The following is a 17,523-nucleotide window of genomic DNA, read 5'->3' on the forward strand; positions in this document are numbered from 1 at the left end:
CAGACGCAGGCCTCGCCCATCCCCGCGATGGGGTCAAGCGGCCGTGCCAACCGATCACCGCCCGGTTACAAACTCTCGTCGACTCGGAGGATGCGGACATGAAGCTGCTCGGCGTATCGGGAAGCCTGCGCAAGGCGTCGTTCAACACCGCCCTGCTGCGCGCGGCGGAGGAGCTTCTACCCCAGGGCGCGGCGCTGGAGATCTTCGGCCTGCACGACCTGCCGCTGTTCAACGCCGACGTCGAGGCGGAGGGCGACCCCGCGCCGGTCCAGGCCTGGAAGGACGCCGTCCGCGCCGCCGACGGGGTGCTGTTCGCCTGCCCCGAATACAACGGCGGCGTCACCGGAGTGCTGAAGAATGCGGTCGACTGGGCTTCGCGGGGCGCGCCGGCTCCGCTGCTCGGCAAGCTGTGCTGCATCGTGGGGGCCAGCCCGGGCGCGACCGGCACCGTCCGGGCCCAGGACGCCCTGCGCCTGAACCTTCGCCGCGCGGGCGCGGAGGTCGGCCCGCTGGGCGAGGTCCTGGTCTTCCAGGCCCACACCAAGATCATCGACGGCCAGCTCGCCGACGAGAAGACCGTCGCCTTCCTCGGCCGCCACCTGGCCGCCTATGTGGACGAGCTGAAGGCGCGGCAGGGCTAGGATGCTCCCCTCTGGGGGAGCTGTCGGCGAAGCCGACTGAGGGGGTCCTGCCAAATCGGAAACCCCCTCCGCCTCGCCTGCGGCGAGCCACCTCCCCCAGAGGGGAGGACCTTTGAGCGCCTTCCCAGGCCTTTCAGTATCGCACCGCGTTGCGCCTGCCCCGCCGCGCGCGTAAGACGCCCCCAATCCTGACAATCCGGTCCAGGGGAGCTTGCAAGAACCATGTCGCTAGAGTCCGCCGCGCTGCGGCGCATCGCACCGTCCGCCACCATCGCCATCAGCGCCAAGGCGCGCGCGCTGAAAGCCGAAGGTCGCGACGTGATCGCCCTCTCCGCCGGAGAGCCGGACTTCGACACCCCCGACAATATCAAGGCCGCCGCGATCAAGGCGATCCAGGACGGCAAGACCAAATACACCGACCCGGACGGCATGCCGGAGCTGAAGGCCGCCATCTGCGCCAAGTTCGAGCGCGAGAACGGCCTCGTCTACAAGCCCAGCCAGATCCATGTCGCCCCGGGCGGCAAGCCGGTGATTTACAACGCCCTGGTCGCGACGCTGAACCCCGGCGACGAGGTCATCGTCCCGGCCCCCTACTGGGTGTCCTACCCGGACATGGTGCTGCTGGCCGGCGGCACGCCGATCGCCATCGAGACCTCGGCCGACACCGGCTTCAAGCTGGATCCGGCCGCGCTTGAGGCCGCCATCACGCCGAACACCAAGTGGCTGATCCTGAACAGCCCTTCGAACCCGTCGGGCGGCGCCTATACCCGCGCCGACCTGCGCGCCATCGCCGACGTTCTGCTGCGCCACCCGCAGGTCTGGGTTCTGACCGACGACATGTACGAGCATCTGGTCTTCGACGACTTCGAGTTCGTGACCATCGCCCAGGTCGAGCCCAAGCTCTACGACCGCACCCTGACCATGAACGGGGTGTCGAAGTCGTACGCCATGACCGGTTGGCGGATCGGCTACGCCGGCGGCCCGGAGGCGCTGATCAAGGCCATGGGCAAGATGATCAGCCAGACCACCTCCAACCCGTCGTCCATCTCGCAGTGGGCGGCGGTCGAGGCGCTGAACGGCCCGCAGGACTTCATCAAGCCGAACCAGAAGCTGTTCCAGAAGCGCCGCGACCTGGTCGTGTCGATGCTGAACCAGGCCCAGGGCATCCACTGCCCGACGCCGGAAGGCGCCTTCTACGTCTATCCGTCGGTCGCCGGCCTGATCGGCAAGACCGCGCCCTCGGGCAAGGTCATCGAGACCGACGAGGACTTCGCCGGCGAGCTGCTCGAGTCGGAAGGCGTGGCGGTGGTCCACGGCGCCGCCTTCGGGCTGTCGCCGTTCTTCCGCATCAGCTACGCCACCAGCGAGGACGTGCTGGAAGAGGCCTGCGCCCGCATCCAGCGGTTCTGCGGCAACGTGAAGTAAGAGACGAAAAGGGCGGCCCAGGGGTCGCCCTTCTTGTTTCAGGTCCAGGTTTCCGAGCCTCAGTCGATCTCGACCGTCAGGGTGAAGGGCGCCTTCACGCCGCGACGAGCCGACGCCCGCATCTGATAGACCTGGATCGTGTAGTCGCCGCTTTCGTCGAGGCGGGCCTCGAAGTCGTCGCCGCTGGTCGAGCCGATGAACAGCGCCTCGTCCCGTCCGGGTTTGTCGCCCGGCGCGAAGACATTGAAATAGGCGTTGCTGCTGCCGGTCTTGATGACGTTCAGGGTCTGGCCTGTCTGGGCGCCGACCACATAGGTCACCGAGTCGTCCCCGACGACCGTCCCCGACACCGCGCCGGACGTGGCGCCAGGGCGGAAGCGGATGCGTCCGCCGGAAGCCGGCGTCGCCGCGGCCGCGGCGACGGGCGCCGCCTGACTAGGCGTGGCGGGCGGCGGCGTTCCGGCCGCGGCCGGACCGCCCCGCGGAACCGAGACCAGGGTGAAGCCGTCGACCTCGGCCACGACATGGCCGCCGCGTCCCTCGACCAGGCCCTTCGCCGCTACGCCGGTCGCCGAGCCCGGACAACCGACCAGATCGGCGCTGTCGTCCAGGAAGTTGGAGGTCGCGGCCGTCTCGCCGACGCGCTTGCAGGGATTTCCGGAGTTCGGGTAGCCGTCGCCGAACGGCGCCAGGGACGGCGGCCAGACCACCTCGGCGACCGCGGTCGGCGTCGTCGGGGCGGTGGTCTCGGCGGGCGCTTTCGGCTCGCTCTTACCGCGATCTCCGCAGCCCGCGAGTACAGCCGCCGCCGCGACGCCGGCCCCTAGGCCGAGCAAGGTTCTGACACGCATCATGGCATTCTCCGACCGATGGTTGAGCGACGGCGGTCCTGGCCGCCCGCCGCGCCGATCCTCGCCTCCAGACGGAAAAGCCGCCGGACCCTCTCGGTTCCGACGGCTCCCCGGCTAGGGACCTATTGGGGTTCAGTCCTTCACCAGTTCCGTCTTCACGCCGCGCTTCGCGAGGATGGTCTGAACGCTGTCCTCGCCCGCCAGGTGGGCGGCACCGACCACGATGAAGGCCGTGCCCTTGCCGGCCAGCAGGGTCTGGATCTGATCGGCCCAGCTGGTGTTGCGACGGGTCAGGAAGGCGTCGTTGACCTCGAGCGAGATCGACTTGATCGGCGTGACGAGCAAGCGCTCCAGACCGGGGACGTCGCCGGTCGCCCAGGCCTGGACCATGTTGTCCATGTAGGCTCGGCTGTCCTTCACGGTGGTCAGCGAATACTGCAGGAACTTGAGCTGCGCCTCGTCGGACATGCCGGCCAGCATGTCGACCTGAACGTCGATCGTCTCCAACCCCTTGATCGGCTTGCCGGCCGCGCGGGCCCGGGCCAGGAAGATCGGATCGACGCCCGATGTCGGCTGATAGCCGGACCTGGCCAGGCTGATCATGCCGATACTCAAGCCCACCATCCACGGCCGCATCGGTTCGACCGCGGCGGCGCTGGCGCCGATTTCCTTCATCGCCGCGTCGACGGCGGCCAGATCAGCGGCCGGGATGCTCTTGGACAACGGCCGGTCGGGCGACAGGCCCTTGGTCTGGAAGGCGGCCGCCATGGCCTTCGTGTCGTCCAGGTTCGGCACCTCGAACCAGACCTCGTCGGCGCTGGCGAAGGCCTTGTCGACCTTGGCCGTGCCCCAGGCGGTGTCGGGCTTCAGCACGTGAACCGAGCCGAACAGATAGAGGGTCGAGTCCTTGTCCTTGATGACCCAGAGCCTGGGGCCGGACCCGGCCGGCGCCGCCCTCACGTTCGCGGCGGCTTCGGCGGTGGGGACGAGGGCGACCGGGACCTGGGGCTCGGCGGCCTGGGCGGATCCGGCGAAGGCGACGGCGCCGAAGAAACCGGCCCCGACGACGGCGCCGACGGTGAGCCGGACGAGGTTGGAGGCGGTGTTGCGAAGCGTGGAACGCTTCAGATCGGCGGCGAAGGAAAAGGACATGACGGGTCTCTCTCTGGTTTGACCAAAGTCGTTTGAGGTCGGGTTGTGTGGGTCTGGGTCGGGGCCGGGCCTAGGCCTGGAAGATCGTTTCGACAGGGCGCTCGAACAGTCGGGCGATCCTGAGAGCCAATTGGAGGGAAGGATCGAACCGCCCCTTCTCCAAGGCATTGGCGGTCTGGCGGGTGACGCCGATCAATGCGGCGAAGTCCGCCTGGCTAAGGGCGCGCTCGGCGCGCAGGACACGGAGGCTGTTCCTCATGCGACGCTCCGGGTCCGGTCGCTCAGCTGGGCGACGGCGCAGGCGATGCTGTAGCCGACGACCTGGCAGAGGACGATGGCGAACATGGCGCGGATGACGCCGTCGATCGGGGTCGGGCCGAGCAGGGCCGCGGGGATCATGTCGAAGTGGCGGACGCCCATCAGGATGGCCAGCAGCAGGGCGCAGCCGACGGTCAGGCCGATCGAGCCGCCCCACCACCAGGCGCGCTTATGCATCTGGCGCTGGGCCTCGGTCAGCTTACGCCACCAGCGCAGGCTCGAGACCGCCGCGAAACCGGCGACGCCCGTCGCGACGACGGCGGCGCTGATCGCGGGGTCGACGTCGATTGCCTTGGTCACGGCGACGAACCCGAAGCCGACGCCCAGGCCGGCGACGAGGCTGGCTCCGGCGATGGCGACGGCGCGGACGGGGTTCTTACGGGCGGCGGCGGCGGTGATGTTGGCTTCGATGTTCATGACAAGTCTCCATGTCCGTCTGACAAGTTTGTTTTACATATCGACCCGACATTATGTCAAGCATCATTGTCATTATGGAAAGCGAGCCTTCCGAAACGTCGGGACTCATTGTCAGGAAAGGGAAATTCGACCGATCGGCCCTCAAGGCAGGGACGCCCGTCTGTCTCCATCTCGAAAAAAGTTCGTCTGGCGCGCGGACGGCAAGGCCGCGATTCCGCGGTCGCCCTCCCGGATCCCGCTTTCACAAGCGCGCGTTCAGGGGTTTCCCCAACTGGCGCGGCCCCGCCCGGAGCCATAGACCGTCCCCATGACCCGCATCCGTAACGCCGCCTTCCGCTCGAAGATCATGTCCGCCGCCGAGGCCGCCGCCCTGATCCCGCCGGGATCGACGGTCGGGATGAGCGGCTTCACCGGGTCCGGCTATCCCAAGACCGTGCCGCCGGCGCTGGCCGCCCGGATCGAGGCCGAGCACGCCAAGGGCAATCCGTTCCGGCTGCGGGTCTGGACCGGCGCCTCGACCGGCCCGGAACTCGACGGCGCCCTCGCCAAGGCGGACGGCATCGAGTTCCGCCTGCCCTACAACTCCGACCCCATCGCCCGCGACAAGATCAACAAGGGCCAGATGGAGTATCTGGACATGCACCTCAGCCAGGTGGCGCCGGTCGCCTGGCAGGGCTTCCTAGGGCCGCTCGACGCGGCTGTCGTCGAGGTCAGCGGCGTCCGCGAGGACGGCACGCTGATCCCCTCCTCCTCGGTCGGCAACAACAAGACCTGGCTGGACCGGGCCGAGCGCATCATCCTGGAGATCAATCGCTGGCAGAACCCGGCGCTGGAAGGGATGCACGACATCTACTACGGCACCGCCCTGCCCCCGGACCGCGTGCCGATCCCCCTGGTCCGCCCCACCGACCGCATCGGGGAGACCGGCTTCCGCGTCGACCCGGCCAAGGTTGTCGCGGTGGTCGAGACCGACGCCCCGGATCGCAACGCTCCCTTCGCCGCCCCCGACGACGGGGCCGAGCGCATCGCCGGCCACCTGATCGAGTTCCTGCAGCACGAAGTGAAGCGCGGCCGCCTGCCCGCCTCCCTCCTGCCGCTGCAGTCCGGCGTCGGCAACGTGGCCAACGCGGTCATGGCCGGGCTGCTGGACAGCCCCTTCGAGAACATGACCGCCTACACCGAGGTTCTGCAGGACGGCATGCTGGCGTTGCTCGACAGCGGCAAGCTGACCGTCGCCTCGGCCACCGCCTTCTCGCTGAGCCCCGAGGCCGCCGCCGACCTCAACGCCCGCATGGATGCGTTCCGCGACAAGATCATCCTGCGGCCGCAGGAGATCTCGAACCATCCGGAGCTTATCCGCCGCCTGGGCTGCATCGCCATGAACGGCCTGATCGAGGCCGACATCTACGGCGCGGTGAACTCGACCCACATCATGGGTTCGCGCATCCAGAACGGCATCGGCGGCTCCGGCGACTTCGCGCGCAACGCCTTCATCTCGGTGTTCATGACGCCGTCGACGGCCAAGGGCGGCAAGATCTCGGCGATCGTGCCCATGGCCAGCCACGTCGATCACATCACCCAGGACGTGCAGGTCATCGTGACGGAACAGGGCCTGGCCGACCTGCGCGGCCTGTCGCCCAAGCAGCGGGCCGAGGTCATCATCCCCAACTGCGCCCACCCGGACTACCGCGACGCCCTGCTCGATTACCACAAGCGCGCGCTGATGGGCTCCTACGGCCTGCAGACCCCGCATTTGCTGACCGAGGCCCTGTCCTGGCACCAGCGGTTCATCGAGACGGGATCGATGCAGCCCTGATCCGCTTCACGGCCGGATCATCGGCCAGCGGCGTGTAGAGCGGGTCTCCGACCTCGATCCGCGCCCAGGCCGGATTGATCGCCGCGAACCGGGCCAGCGCCGCTACCGCCGCCTCGTGGTCGCCCAGTCCCAGGTACAGCCGCGCCGCCCGGCGCTGGATGCGATCCCAGCCCGGACCCAGCCGCAGCGCCTCGACCAACGCCGCCCGCGCCTGCTCCGACTTGCCCTGGCGCGAGAGGCGCTCGGCCCGGATCACCGCGTCATTGGCGAAGCGAAGGTTCAGCAGCCGCCTCAGCTCGGCGACCGGTCGGTCGGCGGCGTCGACGCGCAGATCGATATCCTGCCAGCCGCCCTCCGGCGTCCGCACCAGGATCGCCGCGGACAGGCCGCCGATGGTCTGACCGCCCGCCGCCTCGCCGGCCTCAAGCGCGACCATCAACCGCTCGGCCAGCGGTCCGCCCGACTGATCGTAGGCCTGCCTCATCGCCTCCAGCACCCGGGGTCCGGCCAGCCCGTTGCCCTGGACGCTGAAGGTCTCGCCGCTCAGCGCGCCGGCCCAGGACGAGGCCTGCGCCTCCACGCCGGTGTAGGCGACGCCTGCCCCCTTTGCGCCGACCAGACCGACCTGACGGTACGAAAGGTCCTGGCCGTCGAAATCGCCGTCGGTGCGCAGCAGTTCGTCCAGAACCGCCTTGGGCGCCTGACCGGCCTCAAGCCGCGCCAGCCCGCGCGGGCCGTAGGCGGGATTGGTCTCGAACTGGCTGGCCAGAGCGCCGACGCGGGCGCGGGCGTGGATGACGCTGGCCCCGACCGCGAGATTGTTGGTCGCCGCCGCCGCGCCGCAGACGCCGCGCGCGTCGCAGGCGACGATGGAAAAGGTCGCCGACGCCGTCGCCGGCGAAAGCGCCGCCGCCAGCGCCGCCCCTGCCGCGATCCAGAAGCCTCGTCCGAGCATGCGCGGCTCTCCACAGCTGACCGGGAAAGCTAGGGCCCGCCCGGACGGCTCGGCAAGTTACGGTTCCGTAGGCCGGACGGCGACGACGCCTCTCTCCGCCTCGTGGCTGGCGATGACCGCCCGGCCGACCTCGGCGATCAGGCTGCTGCGATCCTTGAACGGTCGACGGCTGGCGCCGATCAGCACGGCCACCGCATAGGCGGTCCCGTCCGGCGCGGTCAGCAGGCCGACGTCGTTGTAGCCGGTGGCCAGGTCGCCGTTGACCTGGCCGGTGCCGGTCTTGTGCTGCAGCGTCCAGCCCGGCGCCAGGCTCGCGCGAAGCCGGCTCGAGCCGGTGCTGGTCTCCGCCATCAACCCCAGCAGGAAGGCCGTCGATCCCGGCGACAGCAGGCCGCCGCCCTTCAGCCGTCCCAGGGTCTCGGCGATGTCGAGAGCCGAGGCGCCGTCCGGCGGGTTCTCGACATAGGCGTCCAGCGCCTTGCTGCGCACATCCCGGGGCAGGGCCTCGCGGTCCTCCCAGAAATGGCGTTCGAAACTGTACTCCGGCTTCCAGGTCAGTCCGGCCGCCGCGGTCTGCATCTCGCGTTCGCCCGGGCCGAAGCGGATCTCGCCGAGGTTCTTGGCCACCACCGTGACCTGCACCGCCCAGGGCCCGCCGATCCGCCGGATCAGGGCGTCGTTGGCGGCGTTGTCGCTCTGGGTGATCGCCCGCCGCATGAGGTCGCGAACCGTCGTGACGTAGCCGTGCTCGCCCACCTGAGCCCGAATGGGCTGATGGAACAGGCTGAGGTCCTCCTTGCGGATCAGGACCCGGTCGTCGAGCGACAGCTCGCCCCGATCGACCCGGTCGAGCGTCGCGACCGAGACCCACAGCTTGCTGACGCTCTGCTGCGGCAGCAGGGCGTCGCCGTTGAAATCCGCCGCCCAGCCTTCGTCGACGTTGTAGACGGCGATGCCGATCCGCCCCCCGAAGGCCCGGCCCATCCGCTCCAGCCGGGCGTCCAGCCGCTCCGCCGCCGTCGGCGCGCGGGACGCCGGCGACGGCCGGACGACGAACTTGGGCTCGTAGGTGAAGGGCGGATGCGCGGCGAGGCCGGCGGCGAGCGCCAACGCTCCCACGACCATCCTGCCGACGATGCGAGCGGCCCGACCCATGACGCCATATCAGCATCCTGCGCCGGGCCGGGCCACCCACCATCAGTGCGGGCTGGCGGTCGGGCGGACGATGATCTCGTTCACGTCCACGTCGTCCGGCTCCGCGACAGCGAAAGCGATCGCCCGGGCGATGGCTTCCGGCGGGATGGCGATACGGCGGAAGTCCTCCATGAAGGCCGCCGCGCCGACGTCGGTGATGGTGGAAGCCAGCTCCGACTCGGTCACCCCTGGCGAGATCACCGTGACGCGGATGTCGTCGTGCTCCTGGCGCAGGCCGTCCGAGATGGCGATCACCGCGTACTTGGTCGCGCAGTAGACCGCCGCGGTCGGCGAGACCCGATGGCCGCCGATCGAGGAGACGTTGACGAACTGGCCGAAGCCCTGGGCCTTCATCACCGGCAGGCCGGCGGCGATGCCATAGAGAACGCCGCGGATGTTGACGTCGATCATCCGGTCCCATTCCTCGACCTTCAGGGCGGCGAGCGGCGACAGCGGCATGAGGCCGGCGTTGTTGACCATCACGTCGAGCCGGCCGTTGTGCTCCAGCGCGAAGGTCACGAAGGCCTCGACGTCGGCGCGGTCGGTGACGTCCAGAGCGCGGCAACGGGCGGAGCCGCCGGCGGCGGTGATCTCGGCGACCAGCGCCTGCAGCCGGTCGAGCCGGCGTGCGCCGAGCACGACATGGGCGCCGCGGGCGGCCAGCAGCCGGGCCGTCGCCTCGCCGATGCCGCTGCTGGCGCCGGTGACGGCGATGACCTTGCCTTCAAGATTGGACATGGGGGACCTCGTTTTCAGGAGCCGACCCTGGCGGCCGGGAACGTCCCGAACCTGGGGCGCCGGCGGCGCGAGGCGGTAGACCGATCCGGCGACCTTCTTGCACGATCCTCCAGACCTGAAGGCGCTCCCCTGTCGCCTTCACGCGCGTGAGTCTATTATCTCTCCAAGATCTGAAGAGAGACCGCCGTGGATCAACTCGCGACGCTGATTGACCGATACACCACCGATCTCGGCGACGGCGTGCACGCCACGCCGATCCCGCGCCTGTTCCTGATCCGGACCTCGGCGCCCAGCCTGCCCCTGCACGTCCTGCATGAGCCGGCCGTCTGCATCATCGCCCAGGGCCGCAAGCAGGTGCTGCTCGGCGAGCGGGTCTACGTCTACGACAGCGCCAAGTTCCTGGTCATCTCGGTCGACGTGCCGGTGGTGGGCCAGGTCACCGACGCCTCGCCCGACGCGCCCTATCTCTGCCTGCGGCTGGACCTGGCCCCGGCGGCCATCGGCGCCTTGATGATGGAGGCCGGGCTGAACGCGTCCGGCGCCGCCGCGCCTGGCTCAAGTCTGGGCCTCAGCCCCACCACGCCGGCTCTGGCCGACGCCGCGGCGCGGCTGGTCGCGTTGCTGGAAGAGCCGAGGGACGCCGCCGTGCTGGCGCCGTTGGTCGAGCGGGAGATTCTCTGGCGGCTGCTGACCGGCGACCAGGGCGACCGCCTGATGCAGATCGCCATCGGCGAGAGCCGGCTGCAGCAGGTCAACCGCGCGATCGGCTGGATCAAGGCCCACTACGCCCGGCCGTTCAGCATCGAGACCGTGGCCCGCGAGGCGCGGATGAGCCCTTCGGCCCTGCACGCCCATTTCCGGGCGGTCACGGCGATGAGTCCCTTGCAGTACCAGAAGCAGCTGCGGCTGCAGGAGGCGCGGCGGCTGATCCTGGCCCAGACGCTGGACGCGGCCTCGGCGGGACATGCGGTCGGCTACGACAGCCCCTCGCAGTTCAGCCGCGAGTACAGCCGGCTGTTCGGCGCCCCGCCCCTGCGCGACGCCGCCCGGCTACGCGCCGCGCCGGAAGCGCTGGAAGCCGTCTAGGCCCTTCCGCATGTCCCCGCGAAACGGGGGACATGCGGAGATCTCTAGGCTTCGTCGTCGCCGCGGAAGTAGGGCTCGACGGTCCCCTGCAGCTTGACGGTCATCGGGTTGCCGTGACGGTCCAGGGTCTTGCCGACGGCCAGACGCACCCAGCCTTCGCTGACGCAGTACTCGTCGACATTGGTCTTCTCTTCGCCCTTGAAGCGGATGCCCACGCCGCGGGCCAGGATGGCCTCGTCGTAGAACGGGCTCTTGGGGTTGGTGCAGAGACGGTCGGGAGGGGTGTCGCTCATGGCGGTGCGGCCCTTGGAAATTGACGAGCGCGGGTGATAGCGGCGCGGAGCCGGAAAGCCAATCCTTGCCTCTAGTCGTTGATCCAGTCGGTCACGCCTTCGCGGGCGTGGACGTCCTTCAGTCCCGGTCGGGCGCGCATGCGGTCGACATAGGCCTTCAGGTTGGGCCAGGCCGTCGCCGGTCGGGGCATGTTGCGCGACCAGCGGGCCAGCATGGCCAACTGCAGGTCGGCCGTGGTCGCCCGGTCGCCGACCAGGAACGCGCGCCCGGCCAGGCGCGCGTCGGCCTTGGTCCAGTAGCTCTCGAGCTTCGCCTGCAGCGCCGCCCGGTCGAGCCCCGGCAGGTCGCCGTCGTAGAACCACAGCCGATAGGCGGCCATCGGGCCATTGGCGAGCCAGACCATCCATTCCAGCCACTCGGCGCGATCCCGCGAGCCGGCCGGCGGCGCGAAGCCCGCCTCCGGATGGCGCTCGGCGAGCAGCATCAGGATCGCCCCGGTCTCGCGCACCGGCGCGCCGTCGACGATCAGGGTCGGCACCACGCCGTCCGGGTTCAGCTTCAGATAGGTCTCGGACTTCTGGGCCCTGTCGTCGAAGTCGAGCATCTCGACCTCGAACGGGACGCCCAGCTCGATCAGCATCCAGTGGACGACCAGGCTGGCCGTGGCCTGCGACGCGTACAGTCGGTACATGCGAAAGCTCCCTCGCCCGATGGACGAGAGAGCCTTTCGGCCAGTTCGCGGCCGGAGTCGAGGTCAGTGCTTCTCGCGCCAGGCGGCCTTGGCCGCATCCGCGGTCAGGCTGAGCCGGACCGTGTCGTCGTCGACGAAGTCCACCCAGGACATCGGGATCAGGTGGTGCTTGAAGCCCGAGCCGAGGTCGAGCTTGGCCAGCTCGATGTCGTTACCCAGGACATGGTCCACCCGCCCGACATGGCGCTCGTCCGAGCCGACCACTTCCATATGTTCGCGGATCTGCGAGGCGTCGATCATAGGAGGTCTCCCTTCGTGAACCCCAGCCTCGCGGATGCAAACGGCCGGCGGCGGCGAGCGGTTGCGCGAAGACCGATGTTCTGCTTGTGTTCACAACCTGGAGGTTCCCCATGCTGACCCTGTTCCATGCGCCGAAGTCGCGATCCACCCGCATGCTCTGGCTGCTCGAGGAGCTCGGCGCGCCCTACGAGGTGCGCAAGGTGACCATCCGCCGGCGAGACGGCGTCGGCGAGCCGGACTTCGCCAACCCGCATCCGCACGGCCAGGTCCCGGCCCTGCTGGACGACGGCGTGCTGATCACCGAGTCCGCGGCCATCGCCCTCTACCTGACCGACAAGTATCGCGACACGCCGATCGGCCCGGCCGTGGGCGATCCGACGCGCGGGCCATACCTGACCTGGCTGGCCTACTACGCCGGCGTGCTGGAGCCGGTGATCACCGCCCGCTTCACCGGCCGCAACGGCGAGGACGAGGACCGCAGCTACGAGATCATGGACGCCCAGCTGAAGGGCGCGCTGGAAAAGGGGCCATGGCTGCTGGGCGACCACTTCTCCGCCGCCGACATCCTGTTTATCAGTCTGCTCCAGTTCGCGCGGCAGATGCTTCCGCCCCACGCCGTCTACGACGACTGGGTGGCGCGCGCCCAGGCCCGGCCCGCCCTCGCGCGCGCCATCCAGAAGGACGACGCATGACCGCCCCGACCGCCGCCGGCAGGATCGCCAGGACCCTGATCGCCGCCGCCGCCCTGGCGGGCGCCGTCGCCCTGGCGCCGGCCGCCCTGGCCCGTCCCGGCGGCTTGGACGCCGTGATCGGCCCCGACGGCGTGACGGTGACCGACGACGACCGGCCGGTCCTGTTCTATCGCACCAAACCCGCCCCCGGCGCCGAGCCGGGACGGTCGAACTACGTCCATCCGCTCTATGCTCCGGACGGCACGATCCTGACCGAGGACCGGCCCGCCGATCACCCGAACCAGCGCGGCCTGTTCTGGGCCTGGCGGCAGGTGCGGCTGGGCGACCGGATCGTCGCCGACGGCTGGGCGATGCAGGGCCTGACCTACTCGGTGCGCAAGACCAACTTCGGCGCGGATCGCAGCGGAAACGGCGCGGCGGCGCTGACGCTGGAGATCGACTGGATCGTCAACGCCGGGTCGGAGTTGGTCTATGTCGCCCGCGAGACCACCAAGGTCCGGGTCCAGCCGCTGCGCAACGGCGCCCGCCGCCTCGACTTCGACACCCTGATCACGGCCAACGTCGACGGGCTGTCGCTCGGCGGCAGCGACGACGCCGTGGGCTCCGGCGGCTTCTCGGCGCGGCTGATCGCGCCGGACCGGCTGATCTTCCATTCCGGCGGCCGCGCGGTGACGGCGCAGCAGAACGCCCTCACGGCCGGAACCTCGATGGGCTTCGCCTGGCCCAAACAGCCGGGCCTCGAAAAGTGGGGCGTGGGCCTGTCCTGCAAGGCCGACGGCCGGCCGATCAGCCAGTGGGTCCTGCGCAAGGAGGCGTCGATGCAGAACTGCGTCTGGCCCGGTCGCGCGCCGGTGGCGCTCAGCAAGGGCCGGCCGCTGCGTCTGGAATCGACCGTCGTGATCAAGCCGGCGGCCGGCAAGTGACCGCGCCGATCAACCTCAACCAGGCGCGCAAGGCGCGGGCGAAGGCCCAGGCCAAGGCGACCGCGGCCGAGAACCGGGTCAAGTTCGGCCGCACCAAGGCGGAAAAGTCGCTCGCCGACGCCCGTCGCGACAAGGCCTCGCGCGACCTCGACGCGTCGAAGCGGGACGAGGACTAGGGCGCCTTGGCGGGCCTGCTGCAAAAGCGCTCGGTGAACCTGGCCGGCCACGCCACCTCGCTGGCGCTGGAGCCGGAGTTCTGGGCCGTCCTGGACGCCGCCGCGGCCGCGGACGGGCTCAGCCTGTCGGGGCTGGTGGCGCGGATCGACGAGGCGCGGGGAGAACGGCCGCTGGCCAGCGCCTGCCGGGTGTTCGCGCTGGAACGGAAGTGACTTTCCTCCCCGCAAGCGGGGAGGAAGGCGACAGCTTAGTGCGTCGCGCCCGTCAGCGGGCGGTCGCGATACTGTTCCGGGATGCTCAGGTAGACCTCGGGCCGCGGGATCCCCAGGCGGGCGCGCGCCGCTTCCAGGTTCTCGGCGAACAGGGCCGGGTAGTCGAGCTCCGGCAGCCAGGCCGTCTTCTTGCCGTTGCGCCAGGCCTCCTGAACGGCCTTCCGGTAGGGCTGGCCGTTGCCGATCTTCTCGTACTGGGTGGCTCCCGCCCAGGCGATCAGCGCGAAACCCATGCTCTTGGTCTGCTGGTAGGAGAAGGCCACCACGCAGGCTTCTCCCAGGCCGTCGGTGCCGTAGCCGGTCAGCACGTGCCAGACGTCGTGCACGTCGCGCATGCGGCGGCCGTACCAGGCGAACGGGTGGGCCGCGTCGATGTCGCTGTCGGCGGTCTTGCGGCTTTCCTCGGCCAGCCCCTCGGCGGTCAGGCCGCGCGGGGCGATGAACTTGCGATAGGCCTCGCCGACCGTGCCCGGGCCGAAGGTCTCGAGCCAGGCGGTGTCGGACAGGCGCTCGCAGAACTCCTCTCGCTCGTAGGCGATCCGACCGCCCTCCACCGTAGACAGCAGGCGCTTGTAGCCCTTCGGGATCGAGCCGCCGGACAGGGCGCGCATGATCTCGAACACCTGGGAGGTGTCCTCCTTGTCGGCGATCAGCCGCTTGAGGGCCCGCATCGCGCGCAGCGGCTGCAGGCGGTAGACGTCGCGGCTGATGGCGACCGGGCGTTCGGCGGGAGCGGAATCGAAGGCCATGACGGAACCCTTTCGGCTTACATCAATGAAAATGACGCAGGCGTCATCTTTTTGCAAGCCCTCGAAGACCGCCGATCCGCGAACGTTGCGAATTTGTCGCAGGTGATCCTGGGCCGGCGCCCTAGCCCGGCTTCGGCAGGGGCGACGGCGCCGGGGTCGGCTGCGGATTGGGCGACGGCGCCGGCAGGCTCGGCGTCTCGGGCAGCCGCAGGTCCATCTTCGGGGCCTGGGCGGTCACCGAAAGCCCGCCTGACCAGACCATCCAGCCGATGGCCAGGACCAGCACGAGCAGGCCGCCGACCACGAAGGCGAGGAACATGCCGGCCCCGCCGGTTCTCTCGGCCATGACGTTCTCCTTCCCTGTTGTCGTTGGGCTGAAAAACGGGCCGCCGAGGCCCCTGGTTCCGCCATCCGCGTCTGGATAAGGGCGCGTCCGTGCTACATATGTTCCCGATGTCCGACTCTGTCCCCTCCCCCCGCATCAGCGATCTGGCGCGCGTCGACGGCGGCGCGCCGAGCTATCTCGACGGGTTGAACCCCGAGCAGCGCGAAGCGGTCGAGGCCACCGAGGGCCCGGTGCTGGTCCTGGCCGGCGCCGGCACCGGCAAGACGCGCGTGCTGACCACCCGCCTCGCCCATATCCTGGCCACCGGCCGGGCCAAGCCGTGGGAGCTGCTGGTCGTCACCTTCACCAACAAGGCCGCGCGCGAGATGCGCGAGCGGATCACCCACATCATCGGGCCGCAGGCCGAGGGGCTGCGCTGGCTGGGCACCTTCCACTCGGTCGCCGCCCAGATTCTGCGCCGCCACGCCGACCTGCTGGGCCTGAAGTCCAGCTTCACCATCCTCGACGACGACGACCAGCAGCGGCTGATCAAACAGATCCTCGAGGCCGAGAACATCGACGCCAAACGCTGGACACCGAAGTTCTTCGCCAGCCTGGTCGATCACTGGAAGAACCGCGGCTGGACCCCCGACAAGCTGCCGCCGTCGGAAGGCGCGGTGTTCGCCAACAACAAGGGCCAGCATCTCTACCGCCTGTACCAGGAGCGGCTGCGCATCCTGAACGCCTGCGATTTCGGCGACCTGCTGCTGCACAACCTGACGCTCTTCCAGAAGCATCCGGACGTGCTGGCCGACTTCCACCGGCGGTTCAAATACATCCTGGTCGACGAGTACCAGGACACCAACGTCGCCCAGTACCTTTGGCTGCGGCTGCTGGCCCAGGCCAGCCAGAACGTCTGCTGCGTGGGCGACGACGACCAGTCGATCTACGGCTGGCGCGGAGCCGAGGTGGACAACATCCTGCGCTTCGAACGCGACTTCCCGGGGGCCAAGGTCATCCGGCTGGAGCGCAACTATCGCTCGACCAGCCACATCCTCGCGGCCGCCTCGCACCTGATCAAGGTCAACAAAGGCCGCCTGGGCAAGACCCTGTGGACCGAGAGCAACGGCGGCGAGAAGGTCCGGGTGCGCGGCGTCTGGGACGGCGAGGCCGAGAGCCGGCTCGTCGCCGAGGAGATCGAGCGCTGGCGCAAGGGCACGATCGACACCGGCAAGCGGCCCTACAAGGACGTCGCCATCCTGGTGCGAGCGTCGTTCCAGATGCGGGCCTTCGAAGAGCGGTTCGTCATGCTGCAGATCCCCTACAAGGTGATCGGCGGCCCGCGCTTCTTCGAGCGCGCCGAAATCCGCGACGCCCACGCCTATCTGCGGCTGGTGCAGTCGCCGGACGACGACCTGGCCTTCGAGCGGATCGTCAACGTCCCCAAGCGCGGCATCGGCGACACCACGGTGCAGAAGATCCTGCAGGTGGCCCGCGGCGCCGGCGTCTCGGCCATGACGGCGGCGCGCGGCATCGTCCAGACGGACGAACTCGCCGCCAAGACCCGCACCGCCCTGGCCAACTTCGTCCGCGACGTCGACCGCTGGACCCGGATGCTGGCCGAGGCCGAAAGCCGGGGCGAAAGCGCTCCGCACGCCCGCATCACCGAGACCATCCTGGAGGAGAGCGGCTACACGGACGTGCTGCGCGTGGACAAGGGTCCGACCAGCCAGACCCGGCTCGACAACCTCAAGGAACTGGTCCAGTCGATGGCCGCCTTCGACACGCTGGGCGACTATCTGGAGCACGTCTCGCTGGTCATGGACCTGGACCGCGAGGGCGGCGACGACAGCGTCCAGATCATGACCCTGCACTCGGCCAAGGGGCTGGAGTTCCCGCTGGTCTTCCTGCCGGGCTGGGAGGAAGGCGTCTTCCCCAGCCAGCGCAGCGTCGACGAGAAGGGCGAGAAAGGCCTCGAGGAGGAGCGCCGCCTGGCCTACGTCGGCATCACCCGCGCCCGCCAGGAGGCGCGCATCAGCTTCGCCGCCAACCGGCAGGTCTACGGTCGCTGGACGTCGCAGCTGCCCAGCCGCTTCGTGGACGAGCTGCCGGTGGAGAACGTCGAGGCGGCGTCGGAGACCGGCTACTACGGCGGCGGCCCCGGCATGCAGCAGCCGATGACCAGCCGCTGGGACGACGACCGCAGCTTCGGGTCCGGCTATTCCTCGCCCGGCTGGAAGCGGGCGCAGGAGCGCGGCTACCACGGCTCCCACGCCGGCCGCCAACAGGTGATCGAGGGCGAGGGCCGGCTGGTGGCGGTGTCGGAGAGCTCCGCCGGCAGCGACTACAAGCGCGGCGACAAGGTGTTCCACCAGAAGTTCGGCTACGGCAAGGTCGCCGGCGTCGAGGGCAACAAGCTCACCGTCGACTTCGACAAGGCCGGCGTGAAGAAGGTGCTGGACGGCTTCGTGACGAAGGGGTGAGTTCCCCTTCCGTCATCCTCGCGC

The 17,523-nt window shown here is 69.5% G+C and carries 21 protein-coding genes; 9 read left to right on the forward strand and 12 right to left on the reverse strand.

What is annotated here, in order from left to right:
- Window positions 1-98 precede the first annotated feature (98 nt).
- Complete coding sequence (locus CSW64_RS15825; protein WP_099623004.1) at window positions 99-641, forward strand: NADPH-dependent FMN reductase; 543 nt, start codon at window positions 99-101, stop codon at window positions 639-641.
- Between the two features lie 222 nt (window positions 642-863).
- The gene (locus CSW64_RS15830) at window positions 864-2,066 is read left to right on the forward strand and encodes a pyridoxal phosphate-dependent aminotransferase (protein WP_099623005.1); all 1,203 of its coding nucleotides are present in this window, start codon (window positions 864-866) and stop codon (window positions 2,064-2,066) included.
- 59 nt (window positions 2,067-2,125) lie between these two features.
- Here the strand turns inward: CSW64_RS15830 and CSW64_RS15835 are convergent, their stop codons facing one another.
- The 4 genes from CSW64_RS15835 to CSW64_RS15850 all read right to left on the reverse strand — a co-directional run bounded on the left by CSW64_RS15835 (window position 2,126) and on the right by CSW64_RS15850 (window position 4,804).
- Window positions 2,126-2,920 carry a hypothetical protein gene (locus tag CSW64_RS15835; RefSeq protein WP_099623006.1) on the reverse strand — a complete coding sequence of 265 codons (795 nt, stop codon included), beginning with the start codon at window positions 2,918-2,920 and terminating at the stop codon, window positions 2,126-2,128.
- Between the two features lie 129 nt (window positions 2,921-3,049).
- Entirely contained in the window at window positions 3,050-4,069 is a 1,020-nt protein-coding gene (locus tag CSW64_RS15840; RefSeq protein WP_216361191.1) for a TraB/GumN family protein, read from the reverse strand.
- A 70-nt stretch (window positions 4,070-4,139) separates the two neighbouring features.
- Window positions 4,140-4,328 carry a helix-turn-helix transcriptional regulator gene (locus CSW64_RS15845; RefSeq protein ID WP_099623007.1) on the reverse strand — a complete coding sequence of 63 codons (189 nt, stop codon included), beginning with the start codon at window positions 4,326-4,328 and terminating at the stop codon, window positions 4,140-4,142.
- The gene (locus CSW64_RS15850) at window positions 4,325-4,804 is read right to left on the reverse strand and encodes a hypothetical protein (protein WP_099623008.1); all 480 of its coding nucleotides are present in this window, start codon (window positions 4,802-4,804) and stop codon (window positions 4,325-4,327) included. Before CSW64_RS15850 ends, CSW64_RS15845 begins: the two co-directional genes overlap by 4 nt.
- Before the next feature lie 307 nt (window positions 4,805-5,111).
- Between CSW64_RS15850 and scpC the strand changes: the two genes are divergently transcribed.
- A complete protein-coding gene (gene scpC, locus CSW64_RS15855; RefSeq protein ID WP_099623009.1) occupies window positions 5,112-6,620 on the forward strand; it encodes a succinyl-CoA:acetate CoA-transferase ScpC in 1,509 nt (502 codons plus the stop codon).
- On the opposite strand, the gene CSW64_RS15860 is transcribed toward scpC, so the two are convergent.
- Genes CSW64_RS15860 through CSW64_RS15870 form a run of 3 tightly spaced genes read right to left on the reverse strand, consistent with a single transcriptional unit; the run spans window position 6,592 to window position 9,507 of the window.
- Window positions 6,592-7,575 carry a DUF1028 domain-containing protein gene (locus CSW64_RS15860; protein ID WP_099623010.1) on the reverse strand — a complete coding sequence of 328 codons (984 nt, stop codon included), beginning with the start codon at window positions 7,573-7,575 and terminating at the stop codon, window positions 6,592-6,594. The two genes, scpC and CSW64_RS15860, sit on opposite strands and share 29 nt — an antisense overlap.
- 57 nt (window positions 7,576-7,632) lie before the next feature.
- On the reverse strand, window positions 7,633-8,730 hold the full coding sequence (locus tag CSW64_RS15865; protein WP_099623011.1) for a serine hydrolase: 1,098 nt from the start codon (window positions 8,728-8,730) through the stop codon (window positions 7,633-7,635).
- Window positions 8,731-8,772: 42 nt separating this feature from the next.
- Window positions 8,773-9,507: an SDR family oxidoreductase gene (locus CSW64_RS15870; RefSeq protein ID WP_099623012.1), complete on the reverse strand. Its 735-nt coding sequence runs from the start codon at window positions 9,505-9,507 to the stop codon at window positions 8,773-8,775.
- Window positions 9,508-9,693: 186 nt separating this feature from the next.
- On the opposite strand from CSW64_RS15870, the gene CSW64_RS15875 reads away from it, so the two are divergent.
- Window positions 9,694-10,593 (forward strand): AraC family transcriptional regulator, encoded by a 900-nt coding sequence (locus CSW64_RS15875; protein WP_099623013.1) that lies wholly within the window; start codon window positions 9,694-9,696, stop codon window positions 10,591-10,593.
- Window positions 10,594-10,637: 44 nt separating this feature from the next.
- Here CSW64_RS15875 and CSW64_RS15880 read toward each other — a convergent pair whose 3' ends face one another.
- The 3 genes from CSW64_RS15880 to CSW64_RS15890 all read right to left on the reverse strand — a co-directional run bounded on the left by CSW64_RS15880 (window position 10,638) and on the right by CSW64_RS15890 (window position 11,878).
- Window positions 10,638-10,886, reverse strand: coding sequence for a DUF3297 family protein (locus tag CSW64_RS15880; RefSeq protein ID WP_099623014.1), 249 nt, complete (start codon window positions 10,884-10,886; stop codon window positions 10,638-10,640).
- A 71-nt stretch (window positions 10,887-10,957) separates the two neighbouring features.
- Entirely contained in the window at window positions 10,958-11,578 is a 621-nt protein-coding gene (locus CSW64_RS15885) for a glutathione S-transferase family protein (protein WP_099623015.1), read from the reverse strand.
- 63 nt (window positions 11,579-11,641) lie between these two features.
- The gene (locus CSW64_RS15890; protein ID WP_099623016.1) at window positions 11,642-11,878 is read right to left on the reverse strand and encodes a DUF2171 domain-containing protein; all 237 of its coding nucleotides are present in this window, start codon (window positions 11,876-11,878) and stop codon (window positions 11,642-11,644) included.
- A 110-nt stretch (window positions 11,879-11,988) separates the two neighbouring features.
- Between CSW64_RS15890 and CSW64_RS15895 the strand changes: the two genes are divergently transcribed.
- Genes CSW64_RS15895 through CSW64_RS15910 form a run of 4 tightly spaced genes read left to right on the forward strand, consistent with a single transcriptional unit; the run spans window position 11,989 to window position 13,882 of the window.
- Window positions 11,989-12,570, forward strand: a complete 582-nt coding sequence (locus CSW64_RS15895) for a glutathione S-transferase family protein (RefSeq protein WP_099623017.1) — start codon at window positions 11,989-11,991, stop codon at window positions 12,568-12,570.
- Window positions 12,567-13,493, forward strand: coding sequence for a DUF6807 family protein (locus CSW64_RS15900; RefSeq protein WP_099623018.1), 927 nt, complete (start codon window positions 12,567-12,569; stop codon window positions 13,491-13,493). Before CSW64_RS15895 ends, CSW64_RS15900 begins: the two co-directional genes overlap by 4 nt.
- The gene (locus CSW64_RS15905) at window positions 13,490-13,669 is read left to right on the forward strand and encodes a DUF4169 family protein (RefSeq protein ID WP_099623019.1); all 180 of its coding nucleotides are present in this window, start codon (window positions 13,490-13,492) and stop codon (window positions 13,667-13,669) included. Before CSW64_RS15900 ends, CSW64_RS15905 begins: the two co-directional genes overlap by 4 nt.
- Before the next feature lie 15 nt (window positions 13,670-13,684).
- Window positions 13,685-13,882, forward strand: coding sequence for a ribbon-helix-helix domain-containing protein (locus CSW64_RS15910; protein ID WP_425430381.1), 198 nt, complete (start codon window positions 13,685-13,687; stop codon window positions 13,880-13,882).
- Between the two features lie 35 nt (window positions 13,883-13,917).
- On the opposite strand, the gene CSW64_RS15915 is transcribed toward CSW64_RS15910, so the two are convergent.
- Together CSW64_RS15915 and CSW64_RS15920 are read right to left on the reverse strand one after the other, a co-directional pair.
- Window positions 13,918-14,691 (reverse strand): Coq4 family protein, encoded by a 774-nt coding sequence (locus CSW64_RS15915; protein ID WP_099623021.1) that lies wholly within the window; start codon window positions 14,689-14,691, stop codon window positions 13,918-13,920.
- A gap of 121 nt (window positions 14,692-14,812) precedes the next feature.
- Window positions 14,813-15,037 (reverse strand): hypothetical protein, encoded by a 225-nt coding sequence (locus CSW64_RS15920; protein ID WP_099623022.1) that lies wholly within the window; start codon window positions 15,035-15,037, stop codon window positions 14,813-14,815.
- A gap of 98 nt (window positions 15,038-15,135) precedes the next feature.
- Between CSW64_RS15920 and CSW64_RS15925 the strand changes: the two genes are divergently transcribed.
- The gene (locus CSW64_RS15925) at window positions 15,136-17,499 is read left to right on the forward strand and encodes an ATP-dependent helicase (protein ID WP_099623023.1); all 2,364 of its coding nucleotides are present in this window, start codon (window positions 15,136-15,138) and stop codon (window positions 17,497-17,499) included.
- The last annotated feature ends 24 nt before the right edge of the window (window positions 17,500-17,523 follow it).

Origin of the sequence: Caulobacter mirabilis (genome assembly GCF_002749615.1) — a bacterium.
Taxonomy (GTDB): domain Bacteria; phylum Pseudomonadota; class Alphaproteobacteria; order Caulobacterales; family Caulobacteraceae; genus Caulobacter; species Caulobacter mirabilis.